This window comes from Pedobacter sp. ASV28 (assembly GCF_016428855.1).
Classification (GTDB): Bacteria; Bacteroidota; Bacteroidia; order Sphingobacteriales; family Sphingobacteriaceae; genus Pedobacter.
The window spans coordinates 1-16,732 of sequence record NZ_JAELTN010000017.1 but is presented as its reverse complement, the minus strand read 5'-3'; the positions used below and the strand labels follow the sequence as shown (position 1 = coordinate 16,732).

The 16,732-nt window shown below is 38.6% G+C and carries 15 protein-coding genes; 9 read left to right on the top strand and 6 right to left on the bottom strand.

The features are described from left to right. Window positions 1-18: 18 nt before the first annotated feature. Window positions 19-750: a DUF6515 family protein gene (locus JHD79_RS08215; protein WP_199118743.1), complete on the top strand. Its 732-nt coding sequence runs from the start codon at window positions 19-21 to the stop codon at window positions 748-750. A gap of 154 nt (window positions 751-904) precedes the next feature. On the opposite strand, the gene JHD79_RS08210 is transcribed toward JHD79_RS08215, so the two are convergent. Beyond that, a complete protein-coding gene (locus JHD79_RS08210) occupies window positions 905-1,078 on the bottom strand; it encodes a hypothetical protein (protein ID WP_199118742.1) in 174 nt (57 codons plus the stop codon). Between the two features lie 280 nt (window positions 1,079-1,358). Here JHD79_RS08210 and JHD79_RS08205 point away from each other — a divergent pair, with 280 nt between their 5' ends. The 4 genes from JHD79_RS08205 to JHD79_RS08190 all read left to right on the top strand — a co-directional run bounded on the left by JHD79_RS08205 (window position 1,359) and on the right by JHD79_RS08190 (window position 5,946). Beyond that, window positions 1,359-1,550 (top strand): hypothetical protein, encoded by a 192-nt coding sequence (locus JHD79_RS08205; protein WP_199118741.1) that lies wholly within the window; start codon window positions 1,359-1,361, stop codon window positions 1,548-1,550. 131 nt (window positions 1,551-1,681) lie between these two features. Further along, a complete protein-coding gene (lpdA, locus tag JHD79_RS08200) occupies window positions 1,682-3,088 on the top strand; it encodes a dihydrolipoyl dehydrogenase (RefSeq protein ID WP_199118740.1) in 1,407 nt (468 codons plus the stop codon). Between the two features lie 213 nt (window positions 3,089-3,301). Next, entirely contained in the window at window positions 3,302-4,486 is a 1,185-nt protein-coding gene (locus JHD79_RS08195) for a serine hydrolase (protein ID WP_199118739.1), read from the top strand. A gap of 275 nt (window positions 4,487-4,761) precedes the next feature. Further along, the gene (locus tag JHD79_RS08190; protein WP_199118738.1) at window positions 4,762-5,946 is read left to right on the top strand and encodes an MFS transporter; all 1,185 of its coding nucleotides are present in this window, start codon (window positions 4,762-4,764) and stop codon (window positions 5,944-5,946) included. A gap of 336 nt (window positions 5,947-6,282) precedes the next feature. On the opposite strand, the gene JHD79_RS08185 is transcribed toward JHD79_RS08190, so the two are convergent. From JHD79_RS08185 to JHD79_RS08170, 4 genes are all read right to left on the bottom strand, one after another. After that, a complete protein-coding gene (locus JHD79_RS08185; protein ID WP_199118737.1) occupies window positions 6,283-9,471 on the bottom strand; it encodes an efflux RND transporter permease subunit in 3,189 nt (1,062 codons plus the stop codon). 88 nt (window positions 9,472-9,559) lie between these two features. After that, entirely contained in the window at window positions 9,560-10,618 is a 1,059-nt protein-coding gene (locus JHD79_RS08180) for an efflux RND transporter periplasmic adaptor subunit (protein WP_199118736.1), read from the bottom strand. A gap of 31 nt (window positions 10,619-10,649) precedes the next feature. Then, window positions 10,650-11,990 (bottom strand): TolC family protein, encoded by a 1,341-nt coding sequence (locus JHD79_RS08175; protein ID WP_199118735.1) that lies wholly within the window; start codon window positions 11,988-11,990, stop codon window positions 10,650-10,652. Window positions 11,991-12,030: 40 nt separating this feature from the next. Continuing rightward, window positions 12,031-12,669 (bottom strand): TetR/AcrR family transcriptional regulator, encoded by a 639-nt coding sequence (locus tag JHD79_RS08170; RefSeq protein WP_199118734.1) that lies wholly within the window; start codon window positions 12,667-12,669, stop codon window positions 12,031-12,033. A 193-nt stretch (window positions 12,670-12,862) separates the two neighbouring features. On the opposite strand from JHD79_RS08170, the gene murB reads away from it, so the two are divergent. From murB to JHD79_RS08150, 4 genes are all read left to right on the top strand, one after another. Further along, a complete protein-coding gene (gene murB, locus JHD79_RS08165; protein ID WP_199118733.1) occupies window positions 12,863-13,879 on the top strand; it encodes a UDP-N-acetylmuramate dehydrogenase in 1,017 nt (338 codons plus the stop codon). Window positions 13,880-14,027: 148 nt separating this feature from the next. Continuing rightward, window positions 14,028-14,543 (top strand): RNA polymerase sigma factor, encoded by a 516-nt coding sequence (locus tag JHD79_RS08160; RefSeq protein WP_199118732.1) that lies wholly within the window; start codon window positions 14,028-14,030, stop codon window positions 14,541-14,543. A gap of 164 nt (window positions 14,544-14,707) precedes the next feature. Further along, window positions 14,708-15,385 carry a lycopene cyclase domain-containing protein gene (locus tag JHD79_RS08155; protein WP_199118731.1) on the top strand — a complete coding sequence of 226 codons (678 nt, stop codon included), beginning with the start codon at window positions 14,708-14,710 and terminating at the stop codon, window positions 15,383-15,385. Then, the gene (locus JHD79_RS08150) at window positions 15,385-15,621 is read left to right on the top strand and encodes a cytochrome b5 domain-containing protein (protein ID WP_199118730.1); all 237 of its coding nucleotides are present in this window, start codon (window positions 15,385-15,387) and stop codon (window positions 15,619-15,621) included. Before JHD79_RS08155 ends, JHD79_RS08150 begins: the two co-directional genes overlap by 1 nt. Window positions 15,622-15,673: 52 nt before the next feature. Here the strand turns inward: JHD79_RS08150 and JHD79_RS08145 are convergent, their stop codons facing one another. Continuing rightward, on the bottom strand, window positions 15,674-16,597 hold the full coding sequence (locus tag JHD79_RS08145; RefSeq protein WP_199118729.1) for a PfkB family carbohydrate kinase: 924 nt from the start codon (window positions 16,595-16,597) through the stop codon (window positions 15,674-15,676). Window positions 16,598-16,732 lie beyond the last annotated feature (135 nt).

Below are 16,732 nucleotides of genomic sequence, written 5' to 3'. Positions count from 1 at the left end.
GATAGTAAAATTAGAATAATGAAAGATTTGATAGGTAAAAGATCTGTTATCGTTGCTATGGTAGCAATAATGACAGTTGTTGGTGTTGGAACGGTATTGGCCCAAAGGCCTACAAGAGGATTTTCGGGGGGGCGAACGGCTAGTATTAGGCCTGGTCATGTATTTTCAAGACCTTCGAATATTCATATGGGCTACAATAGATCTATGTACCGCCCAGGTCATATAGGATCAATCAATTTTGGGTATAGACCTTATTATACTTATTACAATTATTATAGACCGTTTTTGGGCTTTAGGGTAAACATACTTCCACGTGGTTTTTATTCGCTTTATTTTGGGCCAGACCAATTCTATTATGCAGGAGGGCTATTTTACAGACAGTATAATGATGCCTATGAAGTTGTTGCCCCGCCACTGGGTGCTGAGGTTAAGAACTTACCTTCTGGTGCGCAACAAGTCGTGATAAACGGCCAGAATTATTACGAATTTAAAGGGGTTTACTTTATGCAAAAGGCTTATGCCGATGGTAAGGTGGTTTATGTGGTAGCCGGCAGAGATGGTGTTTTGAATACCAATGAGCTGGTAGGTCCAGCTTACCAAATTGGAGATTTGATAGATCAGCTACCAGAAGGATCGAGAATGGTAACCATTAAAAACGATAAATACTACGTTTCGCCAGATGATGTATACTATGAGGAAGTATCAGACGGAAATAGGGTAAGGTATAAGGTCATAGGTAAATTGCTTTAACGGCAATCTCTTATCGTTGTAAATCATAAAAGCGCAAATCTTAAAGTTCAAAAGATTTGCGCTTAATTTTTTAAGGAAGTTGTTCGGATAATTTTGCGGCTAAATAATGTCAATATTCAATTGCTTGATAGCCATTATCCTGCTTTTTAGCATATTAATGGCCACCGTCTGAGGTATCAATTGGTTTGCGAAATGCGAAACCTAAAATAAAATAAATCAATGCGATAATATACCATACCGCAGGACAGTCATTTTTAAAAACCAATAATCCAAAAAGCAATGCAGTTACACCTACTGCAAAAAATGGGACGTTTCTTAAGTTTATCATATTCAAACTTAGATAAAGTAGCTTATATACGCAATAATAATTGTAGGAAAATTGAGCGTTTATCGATCTCTCCTCTATCACTGAAGAATATTTTTATTACAGAGGAATATAAGAATGTGCTGATTATAACCGAAAATTAAATGAAAGTTTTGCTAAAGTAGACGCTGTTTTTGGTTAGTGATAACACCAACCGAAGGTGAAAAAGGATAAAGAGGCACATAAGCCGACACGCTTGCGCCAGCGTAAAGAGCGTTTGTCACTTTAAAATTGAAATTTGCTTATGAATAGCATTTTTAAATTCATAAGGGACTTATCTATGTTGGGAAGGGGCATGTTTGTTCTTCCGGTTTCTTTTATGATAAGTACCGTTTTTTGTAAACTAAACGGGATTGTAGTGGATCCCGATTTCTCATCGGGAGGAGCGGAAAGCCCGACTAGCGTAACCGATATAATGCTGGCCTGGCTTTTCTAAAAATATGCGCTGTAATTGGTGTGTTTCGGGAAATAAAACCGTGACCAAGTTTTTACAACATTAAAACACTTAACTTTTGGGGTTTAAGTGGTAAAACGTACATTTGCCCTAACAAAAATTCTTAAAAGATCATGCAATACGATGTAGTTGTTATAGGCTCGGGTCCGGGCGGTTATGTAGGTGCCATCCGTTGTGCACAATTAGGTTTAAAAACAGCGGTAGTAGAAAAGTATAAAACTTATGGCGGTACCTGCTTAAATGTGGGTTGTATCCCGTCTAAGGCATTATTAGATTCTTCGGAGCACTATCATAACGCGGCTCATACGTTTACCACTCACGGTATTAACCTTAAAGATTTGAAGGTTGATATGAAGCAAATGATTGCCCGTAAGGATGATGTAGTAGCACAAAATACGGCTGGTATTACGTATCTTTTCAAGAAGAACAAAATCGACGCTTACGAAGGTGTAGCTTCCTTCGAAGATAAAAACACCATTTTGGTCACTAAAACTGATGGTAGTACCGAAAAGCTGACTGCTAAAAACGTCATCATTGCTACGGGTTCTAAGCCTACAGCTTTGCCGTTTTTGCCGATCGATAAAAAACGTATTATTACTTCTACAGAAGCCTTAAATTTAAAAGAAGTACCTAAAACCATGGTCGTAATTGGCGGTGGTGTAATTGGCTTAGAGCTAGGTTCGGTCTACGCCCGTTTAGGAACGAAAGTAACTGTAGTGGAATATGCTCCTGCAATTATTGGCACTATGGATGCTGGCTTGGGCAAAGAATTACAACGCGTGCTAAAGAAATCTTTAGGCATGGAATTCTTAACTAGCCACAAAGTAACTGGTGCATCGGTTAAAGGTAAGGTGGTAACGATAACTGCCGATAATGCAAAAGGCGAAGCCGTGAAAGTAGAAGCTGATTACTGCATTGTTGCTGTAGGTAGAACGGCTTATACTGCTGGTTTAGGCTTAGAAAAAATTGGAATTACTCCAGAGGAAAGGGGAAATAAAATTCCGGTAAATGATCATTTAGAAACTGCTGTTAAGGGTGTTTATGCCATAGGTGATGTGATTAAAGGCGCTATGCTTGCCCATAAAGCTGAAGATGAAGGGATCTACGTGGCAGAAACTATTGCCGGACAAAAGCCTCATATCAATTATAACTTAATTCCAGGTGTAGTTTATACTTGGCCAGAAGTCGCTTCTGTAGGCCAGACCGAGGAGCAATTGAAAGCTGCTGGTGTGAAATATAAAGCGGGTTCTTTCCCTTTCAAAGCGAGTGGTAGAGCTAAAGCAAGTATGGATACTGATGGCTTTGTAAAGGTATTGGCTGATGAAAAAACGGATGAAATTTTGGGCGTTCACATGATTGGTCCACGTGCTGCAGATATGATTGCAGAGGCTGTGGTAGCCATGGAATTCCGCGCATCGGCAGAAGATATTGCCAGAATTTGCCATGCACACCCCACCTATACCGAAGCTTTAAAAGAGGCTGCTTTGGCAGCTACTGAAAATAGAGCGATACATATTTAAGTTAAAAGTTTAGCGTTCAAAGTTGAAAGTTTGAACATTGTGATATATAAAATCCTGCGGTTGCTACCGTGGGATTTTTTTGTGCTATTCTCTTTTGTAGCGGTTAGTGGGAATAAACCCAAAGCCCTTGAAGTGAGGTATTACCACCATAAAAATATTACGTAAATATTTTGTTTTGCTAAGGCTGTGTAACCTGACTTTCGTATTTTAGTAATGATGAGAATAGCTTTTCCCCTAGTTGCAGCATTACTTTGTTTAGCTGCTTGTGTACCACTCAGATCAATTAAATATTTAGTGCCTGATTTGGGCGATAGTGCCAAATTTGAAAATGTAGTCATCCAGAAATCAGAAAGGCCATTTTATTTTAAAAACAACTATCCTAATGATGTTTATACCCCTTTAAAGAAACATATCGACTCAACTATACGCTATACCAAGACCAATGTTTTTCTGGTGATTAAAAATGATAGTATCATTTACCAATATCTTTCTGAAGGGAATAGCCTGGCAGCCAAACAGCCTAGTTTTTCTATGGCAAAGGCTTTTGTAGGGACATTGGTAGGCATTGCTGTAGATCGTGGACAAATCAAGTCGACAAATGAACTGGTAATTCGGTATTTGCCTGAGTTGGCAAAGAATGATGAACGCTTTAAGCGTTTAACCATACAGCATGTTCTGGATATGAGAAGCGGATTTGATTTTACCGAAAGATCGTTAAATCCCTTCTCGAAAATTGTACGTAGCTATTATGGTGCCGATCTGAAGAAGATGGTAGGTAAGCTGAAAATGAAAAATGAGCCAGGTAAGGTTTTTGAATATCAGAGTATCAATACGCAAGTACTGGCATTTATACTGGAGAAGGCTACCGGTAAAAAAATAGAGGTATTAATGCAGGAAAGTTTATGGAAACCCTTGGGTGCAGAGAGCGAAGCCTTATGGAGTTTGGATGACAAGCACCATGTCAAGGCCTTTTGCTGTATCAATGCTACGGCACTAGATTTTGCCAAGCTTGGCAGACTTTACCTGAATGGAGGTAATTGGGAGGGCAAACAGATCCTTTCCAAAAATTGGGTAGAAGTGACTACCCATCCAGATTCATTAACCAAGAAAAGGTATAAAAACCAATTTTGGGCCACTAGGGATTTTAAATTTTTTAAGGATTCTGTAAGTGCGGTAATTTCGCTTGAAAAGGAGGGTTTAGATTATCCTATAGAGAGAAATGTCGATGGTAGGTATTTCTACGCCAAAAAGGTCTATGATTTTAAAGCGCAGGGCATGTTCCACCAATCGATTTATGTGAATCCGCAAAACAAAGTGATTATTGTGCGTTTGGGAGGCCGGCAAAAAAGAGTCAACTTTCACAGTTTTGTGCAACAGGTGGGACGGAGCGTGAAGTAGTTAATTTGAATAAGAGATTGCTTCGTAAACTCGCCATGACGCCACTATTTTCATCATTGCGATAGCTTGTTCCGTTTTGGAAGAGGCACGACGAAGCAAGCTTTTAAATGCAGGTTAATATCCATTGAATATATTCGGTTCGGTACAGATTGAATGCCTTCATTAATTCAAAAGTAATCATTGTGTTAAAATAATAAATGGCAAGGGTATTGGGTGGTTTTATTGTAGGTTTTTACAGACCTTTGTAGAAATAATTACAAATTCCCCGTTCTTTCATGTCAACAATTACCGATAGTTCCGATTTATCCGTTAAAGAAACCAGTAAATACAGTAAAAAGACCATCCGATTAGCTGTTTCTCTTTTTTATTTTGGTCAGGGCTTGGTTTTCGCTAGCTGGGCAAGTCGTATACCCGATTTGAAGGCCATGTTAAATCTGTCTGATGCCGCTTTGGGCAGTATTTTGTTGGCCTTGCCTATCGGACAGCTCATCACCATGCCGCTTTCTGGGAGATTGGTAGCGGTTTTTGGTAGTAAGAGAATACTTACCCTAGCTACTCCTCTTTATGCACTGTGTTTAACCAACTTGTCCCTAGCTACACAAGGTTGGCAATTGGCTCTTTTTTTATTGTTGTTTGGTATTTCTGGTAACTTGTGCAATATTGCATTGAACACACAGGCGGTTACTGCCGAGGGACATTATGGAAAGCCTATTATGTCTTCTTTTCATGGTTCATGGAGCTTGGGCCTGTTCACCGGGGCCTTAGTGGGTTTGTTGATGATGAACCTGCACCTTCCTACCAATACCCATTTCTGGATCATTGCCATTATGGCCTGGCTACATATTTTTGTAAACCATCGTTTCCTGTTGGTTGGTAAAGCGGTACAGAAAGATAAACCAAAATTCTTAATGAAGCCGCAGGGTGTGCTGGTTCAGCTTGGTATCATTGCTTTTTGTAGCATGGCTGCCGAAGGAGCAATGATGGACTGGAGTGGCGTTTATTTTAAAGAAATTGTTAACGCACCAGCAAAATGGGTAATTTTAGGTTATGCTTCCTATTCGGCAATGATGACTATTGGTCGTTTTGTGGGGGATAAATTCATTGCTTCCCTAGGTAGAAAAACAATGCTGCAGCTTTGTGGTGTCATTATTTCAACAGGGATGTTCTTATCTGTCGCATTCCCAAATCTAATTTTGGCTACCATTGGTTTTATGCTGGTAGGCTTAGGCGTTTCTGTCATCATCCCTATGACTTATACCATTGCTGGTAATAACCATAAAATTCCTTCGAGCTTAGCTATTGCAATGGTTTCGAGTATCGGTTATTTCGGTTTCCTAATGGGGCCACCCCTTATTGGGTACATTTCCGAGCTATTCAACCTGCGTTACTCGTTTGCTTTGGTAGGCTGTTTCGGAATTTTGATTAGCTTACTGGTTAGGAAGATCAGCGCAATCAAGTAAAGACCTCTATTTTCAAGAAATCGATCCTATTGATGGATGATTATGGAAATATGGCTAGAATTTCTCAACAATGATTTTAGCGAAAAACCAGACTTCCTTTAAAGAGATTTATAGTCTTGCTTTCCTGTAAATTAAATAAACATTCATATTAAACACACTGCTCAGGTGAGCACCTAGCGTGAGACCAACTTGGCAGATTTATCAAGGTATAACACGTCAACTTGAGCGTTGGAGAATCATAAAGAAAATTAAACCCTTTTCGGTTTCATAAGGGCAAAAAAAGCCCCTTTAATTATAAACTAAAGGGGTTGCATTTGTGTGTGGGTTATTTAAATATTAATGATCTAAATCGTACTCATTTACGTCTTTGTGGTCGTAAGGTTCAACCATCAACTCATCAATAGTTTTACCTTTTTTGTTGAAACCTAATTTTTCTAATATAATATCGAAAATTAGGTAAACCACCGGTACCACAATTAAGGTTAAGAAAAGCGAACTCGTCAAACCGCCTACGATAACCCAGGCCAGACCATTTTTCCACTCGGCACCAGCACCGCTTGCCAAGGCAATAGGTAGCATACCAAATATCATGGCAATGGTTGTCATTAAAATTGGACGTAAACGAGCGTGATTGGCCAATACTAAAGCCTCTACGGTTGTTTTTCCTTCTGCTTTCATGTGGTTGGTAAAATCGACCAAGATAATTGCATTCTTGGCCACTAAACCCATCAACATAATAAAACCTAAAATGGTGAAAATACCAATGGAGTTGTTGGTTAAGGCTAGTGCTAAGAAAGCTCCAATTAAGGCTAGAGGTAAGGAGAACATTACCACAAATGGATAAACGAAACTATCATATAAAGCAACCATGATGAGGTAAACCAAAATAATAGAAGCCAATAATGCGATACCTAAAGTACCAAAACCTTCGGCCTGGTTTTCTTGATCCCCTGCCCAGGTATAACTCACACCAACTGGCGCTTTTAACTTGCCATTTTTTTGCATTTCCTCTAGCTTTGTCTGAAACTCGGCTACTACAGTTCCAGTTGGCCTACCGATTGATTGCGCTTTAACCGATACTGAGGTAGATTTGTTTAAACGCTCTAACTGGCTTGGACCTGAACCTTCGGTAATGGCTGCAAATTGCGATAGTTTAATCTGAGCGCCTTTATTATTAACGAAGATAAGGTTACGTACATCATCAATATCTTTTCTGTTGAAAGCTTGATACTGGATATTGATATCATATTCATACTCACCTTTTCTGTATTTTCCATCTGTATTGCCCGCAAAAGCAGTTTGCATGGTAGAACCTACGGTTTGTAGCGTAAGACCAAGTGCCGACATTTTATCGCGGTCTACCTGTACGTTGATTTCTGGCGTTCCTTTTTCTACCGACAGTTTAATTTCTGTGGCGCCAGGTATCGATGCTAAAACTTTTTGGGCACCTTCTGCATATTTTAAGGCACTATCTAAATCAGAACCCATGACCACCAATTGAATTGGTGCATTTTCGGCAATACCCAAGATGCTGATGGGGACTGTTTTAACTTTTGCACCTACCAATTGTTTGGCCAGTTCACGGCTCATTCTGGTTGCAAAAATATCCGAGGAAACACCTTCACGTTCTTTACGTTCAACAAGCTTTACATTAATTTCCGATTTATAGGCGGTGGCTTGTGTTCCACCAAAATCACCACTTGCCTGTCCAACAGTTGTAATTAACTGGGTAACTTCTGGTTGCTTGCTTAAGAAAGCTTCTGCCCTTTGGGTATAGAAGTTGGTTTGTTCTAAAGGCGCATCTTTAGGTAGTTCAATTTGAACCAAGAATTCTCCCTTATCTGATTTAGGGAAAAACTCTGACCCAATGAAACCTGCACCGGCCAGCCACATTGCTGCAACGAATAATACTATAACAGCAACAATGGTACGTCTTTTATGGTTTAATGACCATGTTAAGATGGAAGTAATCCAGTGGGTGAATTTTTTAAGCTGTTTTTCAAACCATAAGATGAAGCGGCCGAACATATTTTTACCTTCAATGCGTTCCAGTTTGCCATATCTAGAGAAAAGTAAGGGTACAATGGTAAATGAGGCAACTAATGAAAGCAGTGTTGCAATAATTACCACCACACAGAATTGACGTAGGATGTTGGACACCAATCCTGTACTTACGGCAATAGGGAAGAACACTACTACAATTACAAAAGTAATAGAAACTACAGTAAAGCCAATTTCCCGGGTACCATCAAACGCCGCCCTTACCTTGTTTTTACCCATTTCCATATGGCGTTGAATATTCTCCAATACCACAATGGCATCATCTACCAAGATACCTACCACAAGAGAGAGGCCCAGTAACGACATTAGGTTCAAGGTAAAGCCAAATAAGTTGATCCCGATAAACGTAGCAATTAAAGATGCCGGGATAGATACCATTACGATGAGCGCATTACGTAAACTATGTAGGAAGAATAACATAACAAAGGCTACCAGCACAACTGCAAGTATTAAATCGTGAATTACGGCATCGGCAGATTCTAAAGTAAAAATTGAGCTGTCGTTTACAATTTTAATATCAAGTTTATTGGCTGCATATTCTGTTTTAAGTTTTTCGATAATGGCATGCACACCTTTACTTACTTCTACGGCATTGGCATCACTTTGTTTAATGATTTGAATGGCAATGGCCTCTTTTCTATCAATACGAGCTAATTTTTCTGTTTCTTTTTGTGCGTCCTGTACATCGGCAACATCGCCTAAGCGAATTTGAGCGCCAGTTTTTGAAGTGGTTAAAACCAAGTTTCTTAACTGCTCAATGCTAGTGTATTTACCAGATAAACGGATTAAAACATCTTGATTTTTTGTCTTAACACTTCCGGTGGGGAAATCCAAGTTGGAGCTTAGTATCATTTGTTGTACTTGTGGTACAGCAAGATTGTAGCCTTGTAACTTGTTGGCATCTAAGGAAACTTGGATTTCTCTTTCAGAACCACCAATTAAATTTACCTGGGCAATACCGTTTACTCTTGAAATTACAGGGGCAATACGTTTGTCAATTAAATCGTAAAAGGTAATGTCATCCATGGTTGCCGAAGCCGACATAGTGATTACAGGTAAATCATCTAGGGAGAACTTACTTAAAGATGGTGTTTTTACATCTTCTGGCAGCTGAGAAAGAATTGCATTTACCTTACGTTGTGCATCGTTCAGTGAAATATCAATATTGGCCTTATCTGTTAGGGTAATGGTTACCGTAGATAAGCTCTCGAATGATACTGCATTGATTTTTTTGATGTTTTCCATTGAAGATACCGCATCCTCAATTTTCTTGGTCACGGTATTTTCTACTTCGTTTGGTGAAGCACCAGGGTATATGGTTGAAATAGATACTACGTTGTTCGAGAACTTTGGAAGTAATTCATAGCCCAGCGAAAAGTAACTTAATAGCCCCAATAGCGTAAGCGCAGTAAAAACCACGATGACCAAGGAGGGCCTTTTTATAGATATATCTGTTATTTTCATTTCTTATTAAATATTTAGTATTGAGATGATAGATCTTAGACCATTGGTCTTTTGCTCAAAATCTGCAAACTGAGAATTGTAAACTGGACTATTTAACGATGCTTACTGCAGTTCCTTCGGCCAAGTTAATTTGTCCACTTGTAATAACAGTTTCTCCTTCTTTCAAGCCCTCAAGAATTTCAACATTGTCTCCCAGAATACGGCCAGCAACAACTTTACGTATTTTTGAAGTATTGTTCTCTAATACAAAAACTTGGTTGCTACTTACGCTACCCACAAAAGATGAACGTGGGATAAGAATACTAGGTGCTTGTTTAGGAAAGTTAAATATTGCTGTACCATACATTCCCGCTTTTAGGCTATTGTTAATATTGTTTGTTACTTCAATTTCGACAGGGAAGTTTAATGTCTCATCTGCCTTTGCAGCAATGAAAGTCACTTTTCCACTATAAGTATCATTAGGGAACACCGAAGATTTTACGGTGATCTTATCACCTAATTTTAGACTGGCAACCTGACCTTCATTCACATTCACCTTAAGCTTTAGCTTAGAGATGTCAACCAGTTCGAACAATTGGGTGCCTGGAGCTACTACTGCACCTACTTCGATCATTTTTTTGTTTACAATACCGTTGATAGAAGACCTGATATTGGCATCGTTTAATTTACGTTGTTGTTGTTGTAGTTTAAGTTTAGCATTTTCTGCCGTTAGTCTTACCTGATCCAATTGTTGTTGGGTAACTCCACCGGTTTTGAAAGAGTTTTCATAACGGGCAAGATCTTTAATGGCATTTTGATAAGTGGCTTCTGCAGTTTCTCTATCGGTATTCAATATCTCGGCATCTATACGGGCCAAAACCTGACCTTTACTTACACGGCTACCTTCTTCTACAAAAATTTTGGTTACACGACCACTGTTTTCGGCAGAGAAATTGAGCTCCTGATTAGGTGCAAAAGTACCATTGGAACTAAAATCAAGGTCAACAACCTTTTTCTCCACTGTAGCGATACGAACCGCTACGGCACCACCACCTTCGGCAATATAAGCGGTTTTGGCATCGTTTTTCTTTTTGTTATTGTTTAATACGTAGGCAATAGCAGCTAGCACTACAATTATTACGACGATTATGGTTATTACTCTTTTCATTTTATGTAATTTATTTCTTCTATATTTTGGTTTATTGGGCTAGAGTTTTGATTTCTCCTTTGGCTTTAATTAATTGTATTTCGGCAATCTTATAGTTCAGCAATGCTTGGGTATAGCTGTTTTGGGCTTCGGTAAGTGAATTTTCCGTGTCAAGCAAATCTGTTAAGCTAGCCAAACCGTTGTTATAATTGTTTTGTGTGCTCTTATAGATTTCCGTTGCCAATTCAGCATTTTTTTTCTGAGAGGTAATGGTGTTCATGCTGTTTTTTAATTGGATTTTGGCATTCTCATAAGCTAAATTCAAGGAGTTTGTGGTTTCAATCCTATCTTGTTTAGCCTTGTCGATTTCCACATTGGCCTGACGCACTTTTGAACGGGTTAAAAAGCCATTGAAGATCGGTACTTTTAAGGAAACCCCTATGGCCGATGCGCCAAAACCAATAGCTGCACTACTTGAATTTAGAAAATCAAATCCGTTGCTCTGGCTGGAATAGGTATAATTACCAGTTAAAGATAAGCTAGGGTAATATTCAGAAAGGTAAGCTTTGCGTTGCAGGGAAAGCAGTTTGTCTTGATTGTTTAAAAGCTTGATCTCTGTTCTATTGGCCAAAGCAATTGAATCGGCAAATACGGGTAATTGCTTAACTTCGGTTAATTCAGTTTCCGGTAAAGAGATGGGCCTGGCCACTGGCATGCCCATAGAAAACTTCAACTGATTCTCTAATTGGGTAATTGAATTGATGATTTCTGCACGTTTTGTTTCTAAATTGGTAAGGTTAACCTTAATACGGTCCACATCAATTTTTTTGGCCAGGCCATTTTCATACTGGCTTGAGGTAATCTTTTCCACCACTTTTACATTTTTGATGTTGTTTTCTATAACACCCAACTGCTGTCTGCCTACCAGTACCTGGTAATAGTTGTTGGCCACCAGCTCTATAATCTGCTCTTCTGTAAATTGGGCAGTGAGGTTATAATACTCTTCACTTGACCTAGCTGCTTGTAAGCCTGTAAACACGGTTTGGTTGAACAATTGCTGCGAAAGTTGTACACCTGCACTAGAGTTCCAATTTTGGCCCAATTTAAATGACTGGGTCTGGCCACCTATGTTAGCCACCAATTGGCCAATAATAGGATTGTAGGTTAAACCGGCATTCCCTGTGATTTGAGGTAGGGCCTGGGCTCTTATTTCTTGTACCTTGTATCTTCCGCCATCTATATCTAACCTTGCTTTACGAACTTTCACATTATTATCAAGTGCGAACTTCAGTGCATCTTTTAAGGTTACGGGTTGTTGTGCGAAGGTTAATGCTGGCAAACCAAGGCTGGTAAGCAGCAACAGCATCAGTTTTGCCGTTTTTATTCTAAACATAGTTGATTAATTATTAATTTTTGGGTGAACTCTATTTTAGTTAATTGCTTTTGGCAAGTTCTTGCTTTTGCAAGATTTCCTTATCATACTTATGGATCAATTTTATACCCTCATTGTTACAAATTCCGAACAAAAAGTGTCTGGTTATTTCGACCATAATATTCGATAAACTGTTTTTGTTCGTGTCATAATGCCCATTTTGAGTAAAAACAACATCTACTTGATCCAACCTCATCCTCGTAATGATTTCGCTATTGATATCATCCCGGTAGAGGCCTTCTTGTTTGCCCCTTTCCAGGTTTTCCATAATTTTTTTGCCAATTTCTTTTTCCTTAAAGGCCATGAACTTTAGCCACGCTTCCTGATGATATTTTTGTAAATCATAAAAAAGCATTGGATTCATGGTCGCTAAAAAATAATCCATGTCTTGCATGCCAAAGTAAACCTCCTGTACGGCATTTTCAGATGCAATCAAACATTTGTTCATCTGAAGATCCTGGTTTACAATCCTATCTCGAATAAGGATGTTGATAAGCTCATTTTTATCCTTGAAGTTTTGATAGATGGTTTTTTTAGATATTCCTAAATGTTTGGCAATATCATCCATGGTTACGCTTTTAAAACCATATTGGCAAAAAAGCTTGTCGGCACCGTTAATGATATAATCTTTTATTTCCAATTTCGTGTCCTTTCAAAATTCTGCCGCAAAACTATGGAAACTTTTTTTAATCCTAAAGTTTTCAATGATTATTTTTTTAGGATGAGATGAAATTACATTTAACAGACATAGGTTTTAAATGGCAGGTAGACCGCTCTTTTTTGAAATCATTTCTTGTGGTAAATAACTTACATTTGTAGCATAATTATAGACTATGCCCCTCATCAAAGAAAACCATTCTCTTAAAAACCTGAATACTTTTGGAATTGATGTAAATGCCAAATATTTTGTAGAAGCCCATCATGTTGAAGATCTGCAGGCTATTTTTGAAAGTCCTATTGTTAAAGAGCAGGCCGTTTTGATCTTGGGCGGTGGGAGTAATATGCTCTTTACCAAAGACTATGAAGGTTTGATAGTACGAATGAACATTTTGGGTATAGAAGTAGAGCAGCAAGACACAGAAGTGTGGGTAACGGCCGGAGCGGGAGAGGTGTGGAATAACCTGGTAAGCTATTGTGTGGAGCATGGTTTTGCCGGCATAGAGAATCTTACTTTGATCCCGGGAACGGTAGGGGCATCGCCCATCCAAAATATTGGTGCCTATGGGGTAGAAATCAAAGATGTGTTTGCCAGTTGTGAAGCTTTTGAAACTGCTACAGGGCTGGTCAGGACTTTCAGTCCAGAAGAATGTGGCTTTGGTTATCGGGAAAGTGTCTTTAAAAATGAATTAAAGGGAAAGTATATCATTACTTCGGTTACCTATAAATTAAGTACCAAACCTAATTTAAAGACCCATTATGGCGCTATCAATGCCGAATTGGAAAGAAGAAATATACAGCAGCCCAGTATTTCTGATATTTCTGAAGTGGTAGCGGCTATTAGGGTGAGCAAACTGCCAGATCCAAAAACAATAGGCAACGCGGGGAGCTTCTTTAAGAATCCAATCATAACAAAGGCTCAATTCGATAGCTTATTCCAAAAGTTTCCAGAAGTGGCCCATTATCCGGCGCCAAATAATAAGGTTAAGTTGGCTGCTGGTTGGTTAATTGAGCAATGTGGTTTTAAGGGCGTAGTAGATGGCCAAACTGGTACTTGGAAAAATCAAGCTTTGGTACTGGTCAATCATGGCCATGCCACAGGCGATGAAGTGTATAGATTTTCAGAAAAAATAATAGACACTGTACAGCACAAATTTGCCGTGAACTTGGAGCGGGAAGTAAATATTTTTTAATCATTAGTCTCTTGAGCTTAAAAACAAAGTTTTTGAGTTTTAAGCCTTAGCTTGTTGTTTTTTGGTATTATAGTTGTAAGGGGTTACATAGCTATGACAGTTTGCTGACCATCAAGCAGCTGTTCTTTATTAACTTAAAACTAATACTATGACACAGCTACAATTTAACGACCAATTAAATGACTATTCAAGTTCATTAAAATCATTTGCCTTAAATTTTACCAAAGACATTGAAGATGCGAATGACCTTGTTCAGGATACGCTTCTTAAGGCTGTAACTTATTATGGCAAGTTTAAAGAAGGAACAAATTTAAAAGGTTGGCTGTTTACCATCATGCGTAATACTTTTATTAATAATTACAGGCGTCTGGTCAAAACAAATGCATTGATTACCCAAAGCGAAGACATTACGTATGCAAACCTCCATTTTAGTGCTACCAATAATGCTGTGGAGAGCAAGTTTGTGCTAAAAGACATCAATAAGGCGCTTGATTCTTTACAGCCTGAATACTATGTACCATTCATCAAATATTTTGAAGGATTTAAATATCATGAAATTGCGGAAGAATTGAATATTCCCATTGGTACAGTAAAAACACGTATACATGTGGCCAGGGGGCACCTGAAAAAATACCTTAAAAATTATTCCATAGAAAAAGTATAGGCCTTATTTAGCTTATACGATAGAAGAGAGCGTCAGAAAAATATTTTTCTGACGTTTTTTGTTTCATAGATCGTGCTCTCGAGGGGGCATGTAGGCATGTATGGTGTGATTGTTCTCTGAAAGAGGTTTAAAAATCATACTTTTGTGGAAAATATCCTCAAACAATGAATTTTACTTTTCTGGCCATTGATATCTTTTTATTGCTGATCCCTTTTTTGCTGAGCTTGGATAAAAATGTACTGGGTAAAGCCTATTTGAAATTTAGTTTAGGGGCTGCCCTGGTTTCTGCCATTGTTTTTTCTGCAGAAATGGCTTTTTTAAAGATTTTCAGTGTGGTCAACTATCATTTCGATTATTTTTTGAGCTTTAACTATAAGGAACTGCCCCTAACGCAATATCTTTTCAATTTTGCTTTCAGTTTTGCAGCCTTAGGTGTTTATCATTATCTGCATATCCGTTTCCCGAAAAATGACCTGCAAAAGTTTAGCTTGACCTTAAGTAATCTTCTGTTGGGTATTTGTGTGGCCTTTTTGTTTTTTGCCTATGGTAAATGGTACAGTCTGTTGACTTTCTCCTCACTATTTTTATTGTTGCTGTTTATCGAATACCTCAACAAATTAAGATTTATGTACAAGGCCTATCGGGCTTTTGCGGCTATGTTCATTCCATTCTGCATTTGTGCGATCTTTTTAGAAAAGCAGGGAATCGTTACCTTTAACCAAGCAGAGACCTTAAAACTTACTTTTCTAACGGTCCCCTTAGAGAGCTACTTTATGGCCTTGTCTATGGTGGTGTTAAGTATTTATATGTTCGAGTTCTTTAAGCACAGGGCTGCCAAGTAATGGAGTTGCCCAGCTATACCAAGCAGCAGTTGGCCTTACGGAATGGACAGGATAAACCACAAATATGGGTAGCCTATAAAGGTTTTATTTATGATGTAACCGAAAGCAGGTTATGGAAAAATGGCAAACATTATGAGCATTGGGCTGGACAGGACCTTACCGAAGAACTGGCGGATGCTCCACATACGGATGCGGTTTTCGAGAAATTTGAAAAGGTAGGATTATTAAAAGTGTAAAGTTCAAAGTTCGACATGCGTTTGACTTTAAACTTTACACCTTCTATTTATTTTAATCTTGAATAATTTCAAAACTGCTTAAGCTTACAAATTGCTGTAAACGGGCAGCAATTTCTGTTTGCGAAAGCTCAACGAGGCGCTCAGTCCCAAATTTCTCTACACAGAACGAGGCTAGGGCTGATCCATAGATCAAGGCATTTTTCATGTTGTTGAAATTGATGGTGCCTACTTTGGCCAGATAACCAATAAAACCACCGGCGAAAGTATCGCCTGCACCAGTTGGATCAAATACATCTGCTAATGGCAGGGCAGGGGCTGAGAAGATCTTGTCTTCATGGAATAATAATGCGCCATGCTCACCTTTTTTGATAATAAGGTATTTGGGCCCCATAGTCAAGATTTTGTTAGCGGCTTTTACCAGTGAATATTCTCCAGATAATTGACGGGCTTCCGAATCGTTGATGGTCAATACATCCACCATTTTAATGGTTTCCAGTAGGTCGTCCATCATGATGTCCATCCAAAAGTTCATGGTATCTAATACAATTAGCTTGGGGCGATTTTTTAAACGTTTAATTACCGTTTGTTGAATTTGCGGCGTTAAGTTCCCTAGCATTAGATATTCGCAATCTTGGTAGCTTTCTGGAATAATAGGATCGAAGTTTTCTAATACATTCAATTCTGTAATCAGCGTATCGCGACTGTTCATGTCGTTATGGTACTTGCCGCTCCAGAAAAAAGATTTTTCTCCTGCTTTTATTTGTAAACCTTCGGTGTCTATGCCATGTTTATTTAAGGTTTCGATGTCCTCTTTTTTAAAATCATCGCCTACAACAGCAACAATTTTTGTCTTGTTATAGAGGTAAGAAGCGGCCAAACTAGCAAAAGTTGCAGCACCTCCAACAATTTTATCAGTTTTTCCGAAAGGAGTTTCAATGGCGTCGAAGGCCACAGTACCTATGATTATCAGGCTCATATAAAATAATGTAAATTTTTTTAAAATTTTTTCACTGCAAATATTGCATAAATAATTTAAAAGCCCTAATATTGCATTCCCAAAACGAAGGAGGCTAAGTTTTCCAAACCAAACCTAGATCGTTTTAGTGAAAAC